General features: G+C 43.9%; 17 protein-coding genes. 6 read left to right on the forward strand and 11 right to left on the reverse strand.

All coding sequences use genetic code 11. The features are described from left to right. Positions 1 to 159: 159 nt before the first annotated feature. Both AS158_RS08795 and AS158_RS08800 read left to right on the forward strand, forming a co-directional pair. On the forward strand, positions 160 to 723 hold the full coding sequence (locus AS158_RS08795; RefSeq protein WP_004080601.1) for a LemA family protein: 564 nt from the start codon (positions 160 to 162) through the stop codon (positions 721 to 723). After that, positions 723 to 1,439 carry a YgcG family protein gene (locus AS158_RS08800; RefSeq protein ID WP_004080600.1) on the forward strand — a complete coding sequence of 239 codons (717 nt, stop codon included), beginning with the start codon at positions 723 to 725 and terminating at the stop codon, positions 1,437 to 1,439. Before AS158_RS08795 ends, AS158_RS08800 begins: the two co-directional genes overlap by 1 nt. A gap of 23 nt (positions 1,440 to 1,462) precedes the next feature. Here the strand turns inward: AS158_RS08800 and AS158_RS08805 are convergent, their stop codons facing one another. After that, positions 1,463 to 3,106, reverse strand: coding sequence for a M3 family oligoendopeptidase (locus AS158_RS08805; RefSeq protein ID WP_165304878.1), 1,644 nt, complete (start codon positions 3,104 to 3,106; stop codon positions 1,463 to 1,465). A 144-nt stretch (positions 3,107 to 3,250) separates the two neighbouring features. Here AS158_RS08805 and larC point away from each other — a divergent pair, with 144 nt between their 5' ends. Genes larC through larE form a run of 3 tightly spaced genes read left to right on the forward strand, consistent with a single transcriptional unit; the run spans position 3,251 to position 6,000 of the window. After that, a complete protein-coding gene (gene larC, locus AS158_RS08810) occupies positions 3,251 to 4,453 on the forward strand; it encodes a nickel pincer cofactor biosynthesis protein LarC (RefSeq protein WP_165304879.1) in 1,203 nt (400 codons plus the stop codon). After that, a complete protein-coding gene (gene larB / locus AS158_RS08815; protein WP_038053696.1) occupies positions 4,446 to 5,219 on the forward strand; it encodes a nickel pincer cofactor biosynthesis protein LarB in 774 nt (257 codons plus the stop codon). The genes larC and larB overlap by 8 nt, the downstream gene beginning before the upstream one ends. Beyond that, positions 5,194 to 6,000 (forward strand): ATP-dependent sacrificial sulfur transferase LarE, encoded by an 807-nt coding sequence (gene larE / locus AS158_RS08820; protein ID WP_038053694.1) that lies wholly within the window; start codon positions 5,194 to 5,196, stop codon positions 5,998 to 6,000. Before larB ends, larE begins: the two co-directional genes overlap by 26 nt. Positions 6,001 to 6,178: 178 nt before the next feature. Here larE and AS158_RS08825 read toward each other — a convergent pair whose 3' ends face one another. Next, positions 6,179 to 6,940: a tyrosine-type recombinase/integrase gene (locus AS158_RS08825; RefSeq protein WP_038053692.1), complete on the reverse strand. Its 762-nt coding sequence runs from the start codon at positions 6,938 to 6,940 to the stop codon at positions 6,179 to 6,181. 58 nt (positions 6,941 to 6,998) lie between these two features. On the opposite strand from AS158_RS08825, the gene AS158_RS08830 reads away from it, so the two are divergent. Continuing rightward, positions 6,999 to 7,547: a GNAT family protein gene (locus AS158_RS08830; protein ID WP_038053690.1), complete on the forward strand. Its 549-nt coding sequence runs from the start codon at positions 6,999 to 7,001 to the stop codon at positions 7,545 to 7,547. On the opposite strand, the gene AS158_RS08835 is transcribed toward AS158_RS08830, so the two are convergent. From AS158_RS08835 to AS158_RS08875, 9 genes are all read right to left on the reverse strand, one after another. Continuing rightward, the gene (locus AS158_RS08835) at positions 7,528 to 8,880 is read right to left on the reverse strand and encodes an ATP-binding protein (protein WP_038053688.1); all 1,353 of its coding nucleotides are present in this window, start codon (positions 8,878 to 8,880) and stop codon (positions 7,528 to 7,530) included. The two genes, AS158_RS08830 and AS158_RS08835, sit on opposite strands and share 20 nt — an antisense overlap. 293 nt (positions 8,881 to 9,173) lie before the next feature. After that, positions 9,174 to 10,991: a heme NO-binding domain-containing protein gene (locus AS158_RS08840; protein ID WP_011944170.1), complete on the reverse strand. Its 1,818-nt coding sequence runs from the start codon at positions 10,989 to 10,991 to the stop codon at positions 9,174 to 9,176. 24 nt (positions 10,992 to 11,015) lie between these two features. Then, a complete protein-coding gene (locus tag AS158_RS08845; protein WP_165304880.1) occupies positions 11,016 to 12,326 on the reverse strand; it encodes an HD domain-containing phosphohydrolase in 1,311 nt (436 codons plus the stop codon). Positions 12,327 to 12,994: 668 nt separating this feature from the next. Then, complete coding sequence (locus tag AS158_RS08850) at positions 12,995 to 13,546, reverse strand: sulfurtransferase TusA family protein (RefSeq protein ID WP_038053683.1); 552 nt, start codon at positions 13,544 to 13,546, stop codon at positions 12,995 to 12,997. An 85-nt stretch (positions 13,547 to 13,631) separates the two neighbouring features. Then, on the reverse strand, positions 13,632 to 13,895 hold the full coding sequence (locus tag AS158_RS08855) for a DsrH/TusB family sulfur metabolism protein (RefSeq protein WP_012896670.1): 264 nt from the start codon (positions 13,893 to 13,895) through the stop codon (positions 13,632 to 13,634). Positions 13,896 to 13,906: 11 nt separating this feature from the next. Next, on the reverse strand, positions 13,907 to 14,260 hold the full coding sequence (locus AS158_RS08860; RefSeq protein WP_012896669.1) for a hypothetical protein: 354 nt from the start codon (positions 14,258 to 14,260) through the stop codon (positions 13,907 to 13,909). 9 nt (positions 14,261 to 14,269) lie between these two features. Next, on the reverse strand, positions 14,270 to 14,626 hold the full coding sequence (locus AS158_RS08865; RefSeq protein ID WP_038053680.1) for a DsrE/DsrF/TusD sulfur relay family protein: 357 nt from the start codon (positions 14,624 to 14,626) through the stop codon (positions 14,270 to 14,272). 15 nt (positions 14,627 to 14,641) lie between these two features. After that, positions 14,642 to 15,640 (reverse strand): YeeE/YedE family protein, encoded by a 999-nt coding sequence (locus AS158_RS08870; RefSeq protein ID WP_008193303.1) that lies wholly within the window; start codon positions 15,638 to 15,640, stop codon positions 14,642 to 14,644. A gap of 15 nt (positions 15,641 to 15,655) precedes the next feature. Next, positions 15,656 to 15,895 (reverse strand): sulfurtransferase TusA family protein, encoded by a 240-nt coding sequence (locus AS158_RS08875; RefSeq protein ID WP_004080581.1) that lies wholly within the window; start codon positions 15,893 to 15,895, stop codon positions 15,656 to 15,658. Between the last annotated feature and the right edge of the window lie 119 nt (positions 15,896 to 16,014).

The following is a 16,014-nucleotide window of genomic DNA, read 5'->3' on the forward strand; positions in this document are numbered from 1 at the left end:
ATGAAAAGTCAACGAGAGAAAAACAAAGAATCTCGATCATAAAACCCAATAATTCTTATTAATCGATGATAAATGAATTTTTTGGATAATATCCATGAACGAGAATTTTCATAATATAGAATTTCATGGTAACATGAGTAAATGGAAGGAGGGATCCGAGTGAAAAGAGGTCTGATCGTACTGATAGTGATACTCGTACTGGTAGTTGTCATCATTGGAACAACTGTGGGATACTACAACTACCTTGTTTCCCTTGAGCAGGAAGTTCAGGAAAAGTACAGCCAGATCCAGAATCAACTTCAAAGAAGGGCAGATCTCATTCCAAATCTCGTTGAAACTGTAAAGGGCTACGCCGCGCATGAAAAAGAGATACTCGAAGAAATAGCGAACGCCAGAGCGAAGTTGATAGGTGCGAAAACTCCTCAGGAAAGTGCTCAGGCCGATGCAGAGCTTTCTTCGGCCCTTTCGAGACTACTTGCCATAGCCGAGAACTATCCAAATCTGAAGGCAGACGCAAACTTCCGACAGCTCATGGATGAGCTCGCCGGAACAGAGAACAGAATCGCCGTTGCAAGAAGAGACTACAACGAAGCGGTGAAGAAATACAACACCGCTATAAAAAAATTCCCCGGTGTGATCTTCGCGAAGATGTTCGGATTCGAAGAAAAGCAGTACTTTGAAGCGAAACCGGGAGCCGAGGAAGTTCCCGAGGTGAAGTTCTGATGAGAAAGATCTTTCTGTTGATTTTCATTGTTTCATCGGTTCTTTTGCTTTCAGTTGAATTTCCAAAGCCGACCCCGTACAAGTACGTGAACGACTACGTAGGTGTTCTCGATAAAACTACCGTGGAAAAGATCATCTCCGTTGGAAAAGAATTGGAAAACAAAACGACAGCCCAGGTGGTGGTTGTCGTTGTACCTTCCCTCTCCGGCCTCACGGTCGAAGAGTATGCGAATCGGCTTTTCAGAGAGTGGGGAATAGGACAAAAAGAGAAGAACAACGGTGTGCTGCTCCTCGTTGCCATGAACGACAGAAAGGTGAGAATAGAAGTTGGTTACGGTCTGGAAGGTGCCATTCCAGATGGAAAAGCGGGAAGGATCCTCGATGAATACGTGATTCCCTATTTCAAAAACGGAGAGTACTCGAAAGGGATCTATTACGGCTACCTTGCCATCGCGAACGAGGTGGCGAAAGAGTACGGAGTGGAACTCACCGGGACTTCTGATCTTCCTGAAAGAGGAACGGACATCAGCGGTATTTCGATCATTGTAATTGTCATCGCGTTCATCATCTTCTCTTCCATCATGGGAAGAGGAAGGCGCTGGTACAGAGGCCCAAGGTTTCCTGGTGGGTTCGGTGGTTCCAGAGGTGGATCAGGAGGTTTTGGGGGATTCGGTGAAGGATCTTCCGGTGGTGGAGGTGCTTCGAGGGGATGGTGAAAAGCCCTGGCATTGCCAGGGCTTCATTTTTCTATTTCTTCGATCTGTTTTGCCACAAAATCCACGATCTCTCTTATGTAATCCCTCGAGAATTTGAGCTCTATTCCCGCGGTTTTATAAACTTCGTCCACCGGCATCGAACATCCCACGGATAAAAATCTCTGATAGTCTTTCAGTGTTTTTTCTGGATCTTCTATGTAGTTCCTGTAAATTGCCAGGGCTCCTATCTGTGCTATGCCGTACTCGATGTAGTAGAAAGGTACTTCGAAGATGTGAAGCTGAAAGAGCCACCTCGTTTTCTTTTCTTCGTCCAGATCGCTCCAGTCCACTCCCGGGTTGAATCTGTCCATCAAATAAGCGAAGTACTCGTCCCTTTCTTTTGGTGTGTGATCTGGGTTGGTGTAGATCCAGTGCTGGAAGGCGTCCACGATCATGCACCACGGCAGAAAGTAGAGTGCACCTTCGAGTTCTTCGATCTTTGCCTTTTTCAGATCCTCGGGGTCGGTGTAGAACTCGTCCCAGTATTCCATGGAGATGAGTTCCAACGACATGGAGGCGAGCTCCGCAACTTCCATTCTATGCGGTCTGTAAAAGACCGGAAGGCTCAGCGTTTCAAACGAGTGCATCGAGTGTCCCAGTTCGTGAAAGATCGTCCTCACATCCCCCGGTTGTCCCACCGCGTTCATGAAGATGAAGGGAGCTCCCGTCTTTGGAAGCGTGTGGTTGTATCCACCAGGAGCTTTTCCTTTTCTGTTTTCAAGGTCAAGGAGATTCTTTTCCCTCATGAGGCGAAATCTTTCCGCGAAGGTGGGGTTCAACCTTTTGAGTGCTCTCTCGGTTTTTTCCATGAATTCTTCCACTGAGGAAAAAGGTTTCAAGACCTTTCCATCCACATCTACCGCTGTATCCCAGGGTCTGACGCTTTCGATTCCCAGCTTTCTCTGCCTGATTTTTGTTCTTTCCACCAGATAGGGAACGACTTCTTTTTCCACCGCTTCGTGGAAACGGTACAGGTCTTCCGGGGTGTATTCGAACCTGCTCTTAAGTCTGTGCATGTAATCTCTGTAGTTGGAAAAACCCGCGTTCAGGGCCTGCTGGTGCCTGATTTCTTTGAGTTCGTCGAAGAGTTTGTTGAGCTTGTCCCGTACTTCCCAGATTCCTTCGTACCTTTTCCTCCAGGCGAGTTCCCTTGTAGATCTGTCGGGATCTCTCAGGTATACAGAAAGCTGCTGGAGCGTCTTTTTCTCTCCTTTGAAATCGACTTCGATGTTTCCCACGATCGTGCCGTAATTTCTGGAGATGATGCTCTCTTTCACCTGAAGAGGAACGTTTTTCTCCCTGAACAGTTCCACATCGTTTTTGATCACCTTCATCATGTGTTCGTAACCTTGTGGAGCGAAGTGTTCGTTTTCTACGATTTTCTCTTTTATTTTCTGTTCGTAAGGCTTGAGTTTTGCCACGATTTCTTTTTGGAACTCCTCGTAAGCTTTTGCGAACTCTTCCTTGTCTGCGTTCACAGTCATTTTGATGTAGAGCCATCCGTGTTCTTCTCTTATCCAATCGAAGAAGTCCGTCACTTTGTTGATGAAAGTTCTGAACTCTTCGGAGGAACTGATCTGGAAATCCAAAAGTTCTCGAACAATCGGCTCAACTTCTTCCCAGCGCATTGTACATGCCCTCCTTGTTGGGTTCTCCATTATTATTTTGCGGCAAGGATGCTTCGAATCTTCCCAATTTAAATCAACCGTTACTTAGTTCGCATCAGGAATTAGTGTATACTTACTTAAAAAAGACACGGAGGTGCGAATACGATGAGGATACTATATCTCGATCCTTTCTCAGGGATATCTGGGGACATGTTCCTTGGCCTTTTGGTCGATCTTGGAGTGGATCCAGAAAAGATAAAATCCCGTCTTGAGAAGCTCAACGTCGAGTTCGATTTTGTGGTGAAAAAGGTAAACAAAAAAGGAGTAACCGCCACAAAAGTTGACGTTGTTTTCCCTAGAAAAGAGCACCACGAGGATCACATTGTGTCGGATCACGATCACCACCATGGAAGACATCTCTCCGAGATCGTTGAAGTACTCAGCAGACTCGAAGATCCTTTGAAAGAGAAAGCGATAAGGATGTTTGAAGCTCTCGCAGAAGCGGAAAGCAAGATCCACGGCCTCTCAAAAGAAAAGGTTCATTTCCACGAAGTTGGGGCCATGGACGCTGTGATAGAGATCGCGGGAGCTGTAGTTGGATTGGAGCTTCTCGAAATAGAGAAGGTTTTCTGTGGCACTGTCAACACGGGAAGCGGTTTTGTGATGACAGAACACGGCAGATACCCGGTTCCCGCTCCCGCCACCGCTGAGCTGCTGAAAGGCATTCCGATCTATATGGATCAGAAAGTGCGCGCGGAACTGGTCACGCCGACGGGAGCTTTGATCCTGAAGAGCTTAGTTGACGAGTTCAGGACACCGATCTTGAGAGTAGAAAAAGTGGGATACGGAGCTGGGACGATGGATCTTGAAATACCGAACGTTCTGAGGGGGTATCTCGGTTACATCGAACCCTTCGAAAGAACCGGAGATGTTCTCATAGAAACGAACGTGGACGATATGAATCCACAACTGTTCAGCCATCTCATGGAGAGACTGTTTGAAGCGGGGGCAAAGGATGTCTTTTTCACACCCATATACATGAAGAAGAACCGGCCGGCCGTCAAGGTCTCTGTTCTCTGTCACGAGTCGAAAAAAGATGAGATCCTGAAACTGCTTTTCAAAGAAAGCACCAGCATAGGTGCGAGGGTTTTCTACCCAGAAAAGGTAGAGGCGATCCGCACGGTGAAAACGGTGAAGACCGAATATGGAGAGATTCCAGTCAAGATAGCGAGCTTCGATTCGGAGATCGTGAACATTTCACCAGAGTACGAGGCTTGCAAGAAGGTTGCACAGGAGAAAGGAATTCCTCTCAAAGAAGTATACAAAGCGGTCTACAAGAGTGTTTCGGAGGTTCGAAACGATGTTTGAGGATGTACTGAGATCTCTTGCAAGTGGTGAGATAACTATTCAAGAAGCTGAAGAGAAAATTTTGAGTAAATTCTTTGAAAGAACAGACGAGTTGATGCTTGACATGGAAAGAGACAAAAGACAGGGATTTCCCGAAATTGTCTTCGCCCAGGGAAAAACCAAGGAGCAGACGATAGCTGCTGTGGAGAAGTTTTTGGAGAGGAAAAGAATCGCCTTTGTCTCCGGTCTGGACGAAGAGAAGAAGCAGGAGTTGAAAGATAGATTTTCCGGCTACATGATGAAAGAAGCTGGAAGACTCATGGTTTTAAAAAGAGAAGATGCTACTCTGGAAAAGTTGAACGGAAAAGTTGGAGTGATAACAGCTGGAACTTCTGATGTTCCTTTCGCCGAGGAGACTTCTCTCATACTCGAAGAACTCGGTGTCAACGTTCAGAAAGTTTACGACGCGGGAGTTGCGGGGATACACAGATCTTTCTACGCGCTCAGCAAGACAAAAGATTCGGATCTTCTCATAGTCTTCGCCGGAATGGAAGGGATTCTTCCTTCTCTCATAGCTTCTCTCACAGATCTTCCGGTGATAGCCGTTCCAACACCTGTTGGTTATGGATTCGGTGGAGAGGGATTGGGCGCACTCTCCACGATGCTTCAAACGTGTGTTCCAGGTCTTGTCGTGGTGAACATAGGAAACACCGTTGGAGCCGCAGCGGCCGCCGTGAGGATTTTAAGGAGGATAAGGAAAAATGGACAAGCTTCAGAGGATAAGTGAAGCTATTAAAAACAAGAAAAAACTCGTTGTCATGTTCTCCGGTGGGGTCGACAGCACCCTTCTGGTGAAACTGGCATATGAAGTGCTTGGAAATGATGCCGTGGCACTCACGATAGATTCTCCGGTGATTCCAAGAAAAGAAATAGAGGAAGCAAAGAACCTGGCAAATCTCATTGGAATAAGACACGAATTCATCGAACTGAACGAGCTCAAAAGCAGACACCTCATGGAAAATCCTCCAGACAGGTGTTACCTGTGCAGAAAACTGAGAGACAACATCGTAAAGAACTGGGCAAGAGAGCACGGTTTCGATGTGATAGCCGATGGGTTGAATTTTTCAGACCTTCAGGACTACAGGCCGGGTGTGAGGGCATCCACAGAAGACGGCATCTGGCATCCCTTCATAGATTTTGAAGTGACAAAGGAAGAGATAAGGGAGTACTCCAGGAAACTGGGACTTCCAACCTGGGACAAACCCGCCATGGCCTGTCTGTGTTCGAGATTTCCTTACGGATTTGGATTGAACGAAGAGCGTGTTCGAATGGTGGAAGAAGCAGAGAATTTTCTCAGAGATCTGGGATTCAGAGAAGTGAGGGTGAGATTCTTCCCGTACAAAACCGCTGTCATCGAAGTGGGAAAAGACGAGATGGAGCTCCTCATGGGCAAAAGAACAGAAATTGCACTGGCACTTCAAAAGATCGGTTTCTCCTTTGTGACGCTGGATCTGGAAGGCTTCACCAGCGGAAAATTGAACAGGACAATAGAGGGTGTGTCAAAGTAATGTTTTGGTAATGTGGAGGTAATATTAGTTCACAAAATCATATTGCACATAATCAAAAATATTGAAAAATGAAATTTAGAGTAAATTAAAGAACAAAGAACATATTGTTTAATATTAGCTTTGTTTATCAAATATTAACATCTTCTTTGTTTCAAAATCACTATCGTCATTTATTTCATTAAATAATTTTTGGAATCTCAATTCCTTCACTCGCTATCTTCAGGTATATAGAAGTGGTGGAGATGTTTGCGTGACCCAGAAGGGCCTGAATCTTGTTCAGGGGCACACCTCGTTCGATCAGCGCCACAGCGAAAGAGTGTCTGAATATGTGAGGAGTCACTTTTTTCTTTATACCCGCTTTTTTTGCGTATCTTTTGACGGCTCTCTGTATCGATCGAACGGAAGGTTTTTTCTCGAAAAAGCCAGAATTCATGAGTTCTTCTACCAGTTCTTTTGAGACGTTGATGATTCTTTCCTTGTTTCCTTTTCCCTTTATTCTTATCCTGGCTGTTTCGTTCACAGAAATGTCGTGAACTGACAGATTCACAATCTCCGATACTCGCATCCCGGTGTTGGCAAGCACTTTGAATATAGCCCTGTACAGAGGATTGTCACACGCTTCGATAATACGACGGACTTCATCGAGTTCAATGGCTTTTGGTAACACTGTGTGGCGAGGAGGCTCTGCTTCGTTCCAGAAACGTTCTTCCGTGTTCAGCAGCCCTCTATCCGCTTTCCAATTCAGATAGTTCTTCACAACGACGAGTTTGTTCCTCTGGGTAGCAGGAGCGTTCTTCGATATTGTGTTGAGATACTCTTTCCAGGTTTCTGGAGTGACGGGTTCGAACCTGGTGAATTCTTTCAGGATGGATCTGTACTGATACAGCGTCTTTTCATTTCTTTTCTTCACCACTTTGAGGTACTCCAGGTATTCGTCCACCGAAGATCACCTTCCCAATAATTTATACTATAAATCAAAAAACAAGCGGAGGGGTTCGATGTTTGAGGGAAAGCTGGTGAGGCTCAGGGCCTACAGAAAAGAAGACATAGAGAAAGCCCTGGAATTCGCCAACGATCCTGAAGTGAAGAAGTACCTTGTTCCGGGAATTCCTTTTCCATGGAGGAAAGAGGACGAGGAAAAATGGTACCAAAGTTTGAATCCCTTCAGCACGGATTCCTATTCATTCGCCATCGAGAAGTTGAGTGATGGAGAGTACATAGGAGGGTGTGGTATCAAAAAAATCGACTGGAAAAATTCCGTGGCAGAGGTCGGCATACTTCTGGGAAGGCCTTACTGGAACCAGGGATACGGAACAGACGCCATGAGGGTACTGGTGCGGTTCATTTTCAACGAAATGAATATAAACAAGATCAAACTCCATGTGTTCAGTTTCAACGAAAGGGCAAAGAGAGTCTACGAGAAAATAGGCTTCAGAGTGGAGGGTATCTTAAGGCAAGAACTTTTCAGAGAAGGAAAGTATCACGACGTCATCGTGATGGGTTTGCTGAAAAGCGAATGGAAGGATCTCACCGAAGCAGATCTTTGAGTTCAACCAGTTTCACTTCTTCGGTCTCTTTGAGTCCTTCGAAACCGCTTCTGGAAAAGAGACAGTAAACAACGGAGAGATTATCTACTTGAAGATCCTTTAGAAGGTACGAAACTTTGCTTTTCAATCGGTTCAAAACACGAACATCTATTTTCTTGTTTGACCACTTACATTCGCCAACGTAGAGGGTGTTCCCTTTCACTCCTACGATGTCTATCTCTACATCCTTACTCCACCACCTACCAATTTTTTCCACTCCTACTTTTCGGATCATATACTGTCGCGCTATTTTCTCAAAGGTGAACGAAACGTGCTGATCAAAAGTGGCACTTATTTTTTCCAGAGCCTCATTGATCAGACCACGGTATATGAGTTCTTTGTGAGGATGAATGTATCTAAAATAAAACCTGAGATATTCATCGGACAAATGATATCTTGGTTTTCTCTTTGGTTTTCTGCTCAGAGAAAATGGAACTTCCTTTTCAACGAATTTCAACTCCACCAGTCTCGAAAGATAAACGTTGATGCTTCTGATATCTATTCCAGAAACATCCGCTATTTCTGATGGCGAGGTCTTGCCCAATGCTATCGCTTGAAGAATCGAGTAATAGCTCGATGGATCATGAAATTCTTCCAGTGTCAGGAACCGTCCTTCTTCCACAAGATACTCTCCTGGAGTCAGGACTTTTTCAATGAGCGCTGTTTTAAAGTCTTTATATCCCGAAAATTCACGAAGATACAGAGGAACACCGTCTGTGACGCTGTATGTTTTCACATAATCTTCTTTATTTTCAAAATTCAGAAACTTTATAGAATCGAAGAAATCGAGAGGAAGGATCTGGTACTGTCCCGTTCTTCTTCCATAGAGAGGGCTGTTTTGAGCAAGAGCGATCTTTTCGATCATACCAATTTGAGAACCGCAAAGGATCATTTTAACTCCAATCTTAGAGAACACTTCATCCCACCATCTCTGAAGGATACTCATGAAACTTTCGTCTTTCATGGGAATGTATTGAAATTCATCGAAAACCACTACTTTCGAATCCTCTCGTGTTTCAAGGACGTTTTTTAGAAGGGAGAAAAACTCGTCCCATGTAGAGATCTTCAAAGTAGCCGGGAGATTCAAAATAGGCTTTATCTCGTCCAGAAATCGATTCATCAGCTGGATACTACTTGAAAGATCTGCCGTGAAGAACAGAGCTTTTTCAAGGCAATTCTGAAGAAGAAACGTCTTCCCCACTCGTCTCCTTCCATAGATGATCAAAAGTTCTGCTTTGCTGCTTGAAATCTTTCTTCTTAAAAACTCGCATTCTCTTTCTCTGTCAATCAGCATATTCCTTCCCCCTTGAGATTCCTCACAATAAAAATTATAAATGATGATTTGCTAAATGTGAATTTAGTAAATTCAGATTTATATTTTTGGAAAACGGGCTTCAATGTCGTAAAATGTCAATTTTACGACACTACGATTTGAAAAGTATCCACCACTTGGGTTCTGGGGTGAAAAAGCAGCTAGTATTCTGAAAGCCTTTCAAAAATCGGACGAAGAAATGAAGGAAAAACGTCCTGTTGTGATTAAAAAAAGAGGAGCCAAAGGCTCCCCGCATTGTGTGTTTTTCTGCAGATTCACAGCACCATGTCTTTGAAGTTTTCCTTTATCACCGAAAGCAGATTTATAGTTTCGTTCACGCTATCAAGAACAACTTTCAACTGGGAGAAGAAATTCTGTATCGAGGAACTTATTTCTTCTGCTGTTGCTGAGCTCTCTTCAGAAATTGCAAGCAGATTCTGGATGCTGTTTGTTATACCGTTGAGGTTGTCAACCTGTTGATTCAGGACATCTATGAGATCGCTGAGTTTTTGCGATATGGAAGATATAACTTCGCTGGATTCTTTGTTCCTCTCCGAACTCTCGAGGAGCTGATTCGATTGTTCCTTCATCTCTTCAAATTCAGCTTGTATGGTTTGAACGAGTTTGTCGATACCTGTGTTTATGGTCGATAGATACTCTGCTATCTTTGAAGAGGAGCTGCGACTCTCTTCGGCAAGCTTTCTGATTTCATCGGCAACCACCGCAAAACCTCTTCCGGCTTCTCCACTCCTTGCAGCTTCTATGGCGGCATTGAGTGCAAGAAGATTCGTTTGTTCAGCTATATTAGATACGGTTGCGGCAACTTGCATGATCATACCAGCCTGTTCCTGGAGATTTTTGGCCTCTTCAACAAGTTTGGAGAACCTCTGACTCATCTTCACTATACCGTCCGCTGATTGCTCAACGTTATTTGCTGATTGAACAATGAGTGACACGGCCTCATTGAGAGATTTTATGATTTGTGTTTGTTCGGAAATGATCGATGTGATGGTTTCCACGTTTGCTGTAACTGCACTCGATATCCTTTCCGTATCGTTACTTATCTGTACAGCTGTGGTGGCTATTTCACTCGAAAGAGAACTCATGGTTTCAAGCTGTTCCTTCATGGAATTTACTGCATCTACTACTCTCGACGAGTAGGCGTCTATTTCTTGAACGTCTCCCAGTATACCCACTATGATTTCTTTGATCTTTTCTACGGCACTGTTCAGTTCAGCGGAAAGATCAGAGAACTCTTTTAGCCCACTTACTGTAACTGGATTGTCAAAGTTCTTTCGAGAAACGAGTTTTAAAGCTTCTTTCAGAACATTCAATCCCTTTTTGAGGTCTTTCGTGTCAATCACCATTACAAGAGAAATGAGAAGGGCACTTAAAATAGACCTGATCAGGTTTCCGAATGGCAAAAATGTGAAGATGATAAAGATAAAAACGAAACTGAACAGTGGTATCATGAAAACATTTATCGGAACCAGAGATTTCACGAATCCTGCCCCAAGAACGATCAAACTCCTTAGTTTTTCGAATTTTCCGTACTCTTTTGTGGCTTCCACTTCGACTTCGAGGTAGTTTCTACCGTCGATGCTACCTTCTCCCACCACTTTATATTTGATCGGGTCATTAAAAAACTCAGAAGCCGCTTCCATGAGTCCAAGGAAATAATTTTTGAAATTTCGTTTCGATTCATACCTTATCAGCGCTTTACGTGATGAAAGGAGTTTGAAGAAGATTCTCGGAGGTTTCGCTCCTTTGATCCTTCTGGTAAGAACTCTGTGTACCATGTCCATAGCAGCCATGAAAGAAAGAAAACTCGTCTTTTTGAAGTATTCCGGGTAATGTTCGAAGAAGGTTTTCAGGTTTTCTTTACCTGTCTTGTACCAGAGTTCTTCGTAAGTGATCCCTTTTCTTGATGCCAGTTCCCGGGACATATTCACGGGGAGTTCATCGGGGACATCCTCGAGGGGATTGTAAAAAGTATCGGGAACATTGTACTTATTCTTCATTTCTTTTACAACGTCAGCTCCAAAAATACGTGACCAGGTTTGAAGCCAGATGTTGACAACAAAACCCTTCATGTTCCACCCTCCCGAAAATAAAGTTTAAATCATTTTTGACATCAAACTTATCATTTGAATTACTTCATCGACACGATCCTTGAACAGTTCTTCGAACACGTGCTTGAAGGATATCTCTTCTCGAAGGTCCAGGTTGTTTGCTATCTCCTTCAATTTCTGGACGATGAAACCGTCCAGTTTACCATTGATGGCTTCCTGTTCAATTATATCCAGTGCCTCGTGAATTTCCACAGGATCTCGATATGGTCTCTTTTCGGTCAGTGCGGAGAAAACATCACATATTTGTATCAATTTCTGAAGGAACGGCATTTGATCACCTTTCAAGCCAGTCGGGTAACCGCTGCCATCGAGCCTTTCGTGGTGCGCAGCACTGATCAAAGAGAAAAGCCTCAAACCAGCGCGTTCAAGCATGTAGTAGGTATCCACCACGTGTCTCTTCATTATTATCATTTCGCTGGCTTGAAGCCTGCCTTTCTTGTGCAAGATGCTCAGCGGTGTTTTTATCTTTCCTATATCGTGTAAAAGAGAAGCGGTGAAGGCCAGCGCGGCATCTGCTTCTCCTAAAATTTCCTCTGCCAGCAGCTTCGAAACCCTCGCAACAGCAAAAGAATGACTTCTCGTGTATGGACTTCGAAAGTCTAACAATGCGGAAAGTATCATCGCGTAGTGATTGTATTCTTCGAGGCTCAACATTTTTTCCGAGTGAAATTGCGGTTCTTCTTCCAGAAACAGATGATGCTTTGTGAAATCTTTTAACAGATATACAGCTGCTTTTTTCACCTCATCAATTATCCCTTGATCTTTCTGAATAGAAGATATTATTTCATCAATGGATTCTGCGTCCAGCTCTTTATCCGATCCTGTGTATTTTAGAAGTTTGAGTGAGATAACATCCGCCGTTTTTACACAATTGGAAAGGGTCACGATTGAGTCCTTTTCATTTATTTTCTGATAAGGGGTGTGATGATAAAGGATCGATTTTGAACAATCAGAACAGAGCGGTATCTGAGACACTACCATCCACGAAATCACAGAGTGATGATCGTTTTTGTCAAGCGTCAGAACGATCCTTTCCATATCGGGTATTTTTCCAAACATTTCAACGAAGAGTTCGTAGTTACCGATGGAAACTTTCAGGATCAGTCCAACATCGTGCAAAAGACTCGAAAGGTAAACTTCATCTTTTTCGAATGGTAACTTCAAGCGATCAGCTACCTCCGTAGCAATGTTGGCAACCTGGATCGAATGTTTCACAAAGTATCTGTATTCCAGAACTCCCATTTCTCGAAAAAGCTTAACGAAGGATTCAAGAGGAACCCTCATTGTTAGATTCATTTTTTATCCTCCTGACACAGGAGATATCAAACTAAGATTTTTCTGATCCGCCTGGGTTACAACAAAAAGTATTTCTGCAACTGTTAAAACAATTACTGGTACAATCATATACAGAAACGTGGATGATTTCACTAACGACACCTTCTAACGCTAATTTTAACAAATTCATCAACATCAGTCAAAAATAGAACAAAGAATAGGCTTTTTATGTTTGAAAAATATCTCACTGTTTTACTGAAAGTATTTCCAATCCTCGTTTTGGTTATGATGGGATATATTTTAAGGAGATTAAATTTTTTCAAGGAGAAAGAGACAGTAATAGTCTCTTTGAAAAAACTTGTCCTGAACATAGGACTACCTTCGTTTCTGTTCACAGCCTTTTCGACTGCGAATTTCAACCTGGAGTACTTTTCACTCTTTGCTTCAAGCTTTGGAATTTGTATTCTGCTGCTTTTCCTGGGAAAGTTCCTGAAAAAGCCTTTGAAGTTTGATTCTGAATATTTTTTGAAGCGGGGATGATAGGATACGCACTCTACGCGGCTACTTTTGGAGTAGAGAGACTGTACGAATTCGCCCTTCTGAATTTTGGGCTCGTTGCGTTCATATTCTCAGTGCTCGTTTCCTTAGTTTATCCTTCTATTTCCGATCCTTTTCAATTTTTAAGGAGATTACGGTTTCTTTATGTAGATTTTCATCACAGATCCGATCTGTTCAGTGGCCACTTCATAGCCTTCTCTCAGAGAAAAACTTGTGATCCTCTCTCCTGAAAGGGGATAATCACATACTATGATCAAGGTTTCTCCGGGCTGGAGTTTCTCCAGTTCCTTTCTAGTCGTGATCTCTGGAACAGGGCATATTTGTCCCCTCATATCGAGAAGTTTTTTCGATCCAGACGATTCTTCTATCGAGGTGATACTGGAAATCTTCTTTTTCCTTTCCCTTTCGTTCTCGTTGAGCAATTCCACCGCTGCCTCTAACATCCTGAACACCTGAACAGAAGAAAAATCGTACCTGTCACCCTCCGGTGCCTTTACGACTTTGAGAATTCCCACTTTAACCATCTGGTTCAAATGCCTGTAAGCGGTCGAGAGGTTGATATTCAACTTCCCTGCCACTTCCGAAGCGGTGAGACAACTGTCTCTCAAAAGCATTAAGATGTCGAGTCGTGTCTGATTCGATAAGGTTTTGAAAAGTATCGAAACGCTTCCATGCCGACCCACAGGTACCACCTTCTACAAAAGCCGCGGACGAGCCGCGGCCTGTTGTTGACTTAGTGTATTCTTATTTTAACACATCTAAATCTCCTCAGCCGATGAATTTCTCTTCACCCTCCAGAAGATCTATGAATCCGCTGTAAGTGATCAGTGGAACCTTCGAATCCTCTTCGGAATATCCCCTAGCGAGAAAGTCATCTTTGATTGCGTAGACTTTTGCTGGTGTTTCGAGTTCTTCCAGAGCCCAGAAGACACCGTTTTGTATGAGAACTATTTTATCTTCTGCCCTGGCAGATCTTATTTTGAGTTTCTCCACGGGATGATCCTTTCCGTACTTAACGAGCACGAGAGCCATCTCCTATCACCTCACATGAATATGACGTAGTCGAAACTGTGTAAGAACTCTGGAAGATCCGCTTCATCGATCACTTCAGCTCCGAAGTTCTCGTCCAGTTCCTTTACTCTGTATTTCTCAAGGTGCTGTTTGACTGCGTAAACTTTGGTACCGTATCTTTTGATGTATTTATGACAGATCGAAAGAGGAAGCAGTCCCAGCATCTCCGGCTTCGTATTTTTCGATAACGCAACAGAAGCCTCTTCGATTAAGAGAACACTTGGTTCTAGATCCTCTCCGTACATTCCAAAGGCCGTTCTGAACGCTTCGTTGACCCAGACACTTCCAACCGGTGATTGATAGGCTACAAACAGAAGTTTTTTCATGATCCCACCTCAAGCCATCAAATTTATGAATCTGTCGCAGGTAGCGAACAGATTCGCAAGTTCCGGTAGACCGCTGGGTTTTGAGCCATCTATTATCATGTCTGTGGTTATTCCTCTGTAGTCCATACATATTCCACATATATGAACCTCGAAGTTTCCTTTCTGCATCAATTCTACAAGTTTCTGTGGAATGTTTCTGTCGATTCTGATCGGTTTTATGTTCTTGTTGGTACATATGACGGAATCTGCAAAGAGAAAGAGTGTTACTTCGTGACCTTTTTCCATTGCGGCTTCGGCAATCTTTATCGCGGTGTCCAGGTCTTCATAAGTATAGGGCGGAACCATCACCTGTATTCCTATCTTCATGATTTTTCCCCCTTGTCATTTCTGTCTTCCAAACAGGAACCAGGCCATCGTCCAGTTTCCGAGAATAAAGAAGATAGATGCTACTATCGATGAAATGGCCAGTGTCGGGACACCGGTGAGGAAGTGACCTATATTACATCCTCCGGCTGTTACCGCACCGAATCCCATGAGGAATCCTCCCAGAAGAACCTGAGCGTAGGTTTTGGGATTCTTTGGCATTCTCAGTTTGAACTCTTTTCCTGCAATGGCAGATATAGCGGCTCCTATTATTATTCCGAGAATTTCAGCGCCTTCCCAGTTCAGAGAAGCATTGTTTGCGTAAACAGAAACCAGATTTATCCAGCCCCCTGTGATACCAAGACCGTAGTTTCTTCCTGTGCTCGCACTTGCCCACCAGGCTATGGGTGCGAGTATCGCTATGAGAACAGAAGCAGCGATCCAGTTCAATTTGGAAGGCCTCTGAGACTTATTCTTCACTCCGAAGGCATACCAGAGCATGAGCGCAAGGAAGATAATTGAGGCGATCCATGGACTGATACCGAGCACCGTTGCGATAGTTGGCCCAGTCTTTGGAGCGTAAACGGGACTCGTGTTCGAAACTGTCACCGTGTAGTTGTTCAGCCATTTGATCCATCCCGAGAACAATCCCTTACTTGTAGCATGAGCCGTCAAAGCGTAGGCCAGAGCTGCGAACCACGCTGTTGTCATTCCTTCACCAGTTCTGTAAGTCACTCCCGAAGCACATCCGCCAGCGAGGACCATTCCAATTCCAAAGATGAAGCCACCAACGATGTTTCCAATCCAGTTGAGGGGTTTAGGGTTGAGAGTTATGAGGCCGGCCTGAGCGAAGATAAGGAGCGTGATGGATTCGAGTCCAAGTGTCAACGCAGCGAGCCTCATCAGATAGTTGTCCTTGAAGATCAGAACGTCCCTGAAAGCAGAGTTAAAGCAGATCCTGCCACGCTGAAGGATTACACCGAACAATACTCCGATCAGTAGACCGGTCCAGATCATGATGTCTGCACCTCCTCATTTCACTTTGATGTAGATTTTCCATTCGCTTGGGCCCACTTCTTCGATTTCTAAGACTTCGTGGCCGAGTTTTTTGACAGTTTCCGGGATTCTTTCTTTCGACATTGGATAGTCAATCCATACCTCGAGGATTTCCCCTGGTTTCATGTTCTGTAGAGCCCTTTTGGTTTCGACATCGGGCACTGGACAAACCTCTCCTCTCACATCCAGAGTCTTGGTAACCTGATACTTCGCCATACTGCACACCTCCCCTTGAGTTTTTGTGAAAAAAATCCCGATCCTCGTGAAAATGATAACATTCTAATGTTACATAGACGTTGAATAATGTTACGATATGGTAAATTTACCAAATGATC

The organism is Thermotoga sp. 38H-to (assembly GCF_011057665.1).
Taxonomy (GTDB): domain Bacteria; phylum Thermotogota; class Thermotogae; order Thermotogales; family Thermotogaceae; genus Thermotoga.

Excerpts from the sequence above, each read along its gene's own strand:
- AS158_RS08800 (WP_004080600.1), top strand. The coding sequence starts at position 723 with ATGAGAAAGATCTTTCTGTTGATTTTCATTGTTTCATCGGTTCTTTTG.
- AS158_RS08805 (WP_165304878.1), bottom strand. The coding sequence starts at position 3,106 with ATGCGCTGGGAAGAAGTTGAGCCGATTGTTCGAGAACTTTTGGATTTC.
- larC (WP_165304879.1), top strand. The coding sequence starts at position 3,251 with ATGAGGATACTATATCTCGATCCTTTCTCAGGGATATCTGGGGACATG.
- larB (WP_038053696.1), top strand. The coding sequence starts at position 4,446 with ATGTTTGAGGATGTACTGAGATCTCTTGCAAGTGGTGAGATAACTATT.
- larE (WP_038053694.1), top strand. The coding sequence starts at position 5,194 with ATGGACAAGCTTCAGAGGATAAGTGAAGCTATTAAAAACAAGAAAAAA.
- AS158_RS08830 (WP_038053690.1), top strand. The coding sequence starts at position 6,999 with ATGTTTGAGGGAAAGCTGGTGAGGCTCAGGGCCTACAGAAAAGAAGAC.
- AS158_RS08835 (WP_038053688.1), bottom strand. The coding sequence starts at position 8,880 with ATGCTGATTGACAGAGAAAGAGAATGCGAGTTTTTAAGAAGAAAGATT.
- AS158_RS08840 (WP_011944170.1), bottom strand. The coding sequence starts at position 10,991 with ATGAAGGGTTTTGTTGTCAACATCTGGCTTCAAACCTGGTCACGTATT.
- AS158_RS08845 (WP_165304880.1), bottom strand. The coding sequence starts at position 12,326 with ATGAATCTAACAATGAGGGTTCCTCTTGAATCCTTCGTTAAGCTTTTT.
- AS158_RS08855 (WP_012896670.1), bottom strand. The coding sequence starts at position 13,895 with ATGGCTCTCGTGCTCGTTAAGTACGGAAAGGATCATCCCGTGGAGAAA.
- AS158_RS08860 (WP_012896669.1), bottom strand. The coding sequence starts at position 14,260 with ATGAAAAAACTTCTGTTTGTAGCCTATCAATCACCGGTTGGAAGTGTC.
- AS158_RS08865 (WP_038053680.1), bottom strand. The coding sequence starts at position 14,626 with ATGAAGATAGGAATACAGGTGATGGTTCCGCCCTATACTTATGAAGAC.
- AS158_RS08870 (WP_008193303.1), bottom strand. The coding sequence starts at position 15,640 with ATGATCTGGACCGGTCTACTGATCGGAGTATTGTTCGGTGTAATCCTT.
- AS158_RS08875 (WP_004080581.1), bottom strand. The coding sequence starts at position 15,895 with ATGGCGAAGTATCAGGTTACCAAGACTCTGGATGTGAGAGGAGAGGTT.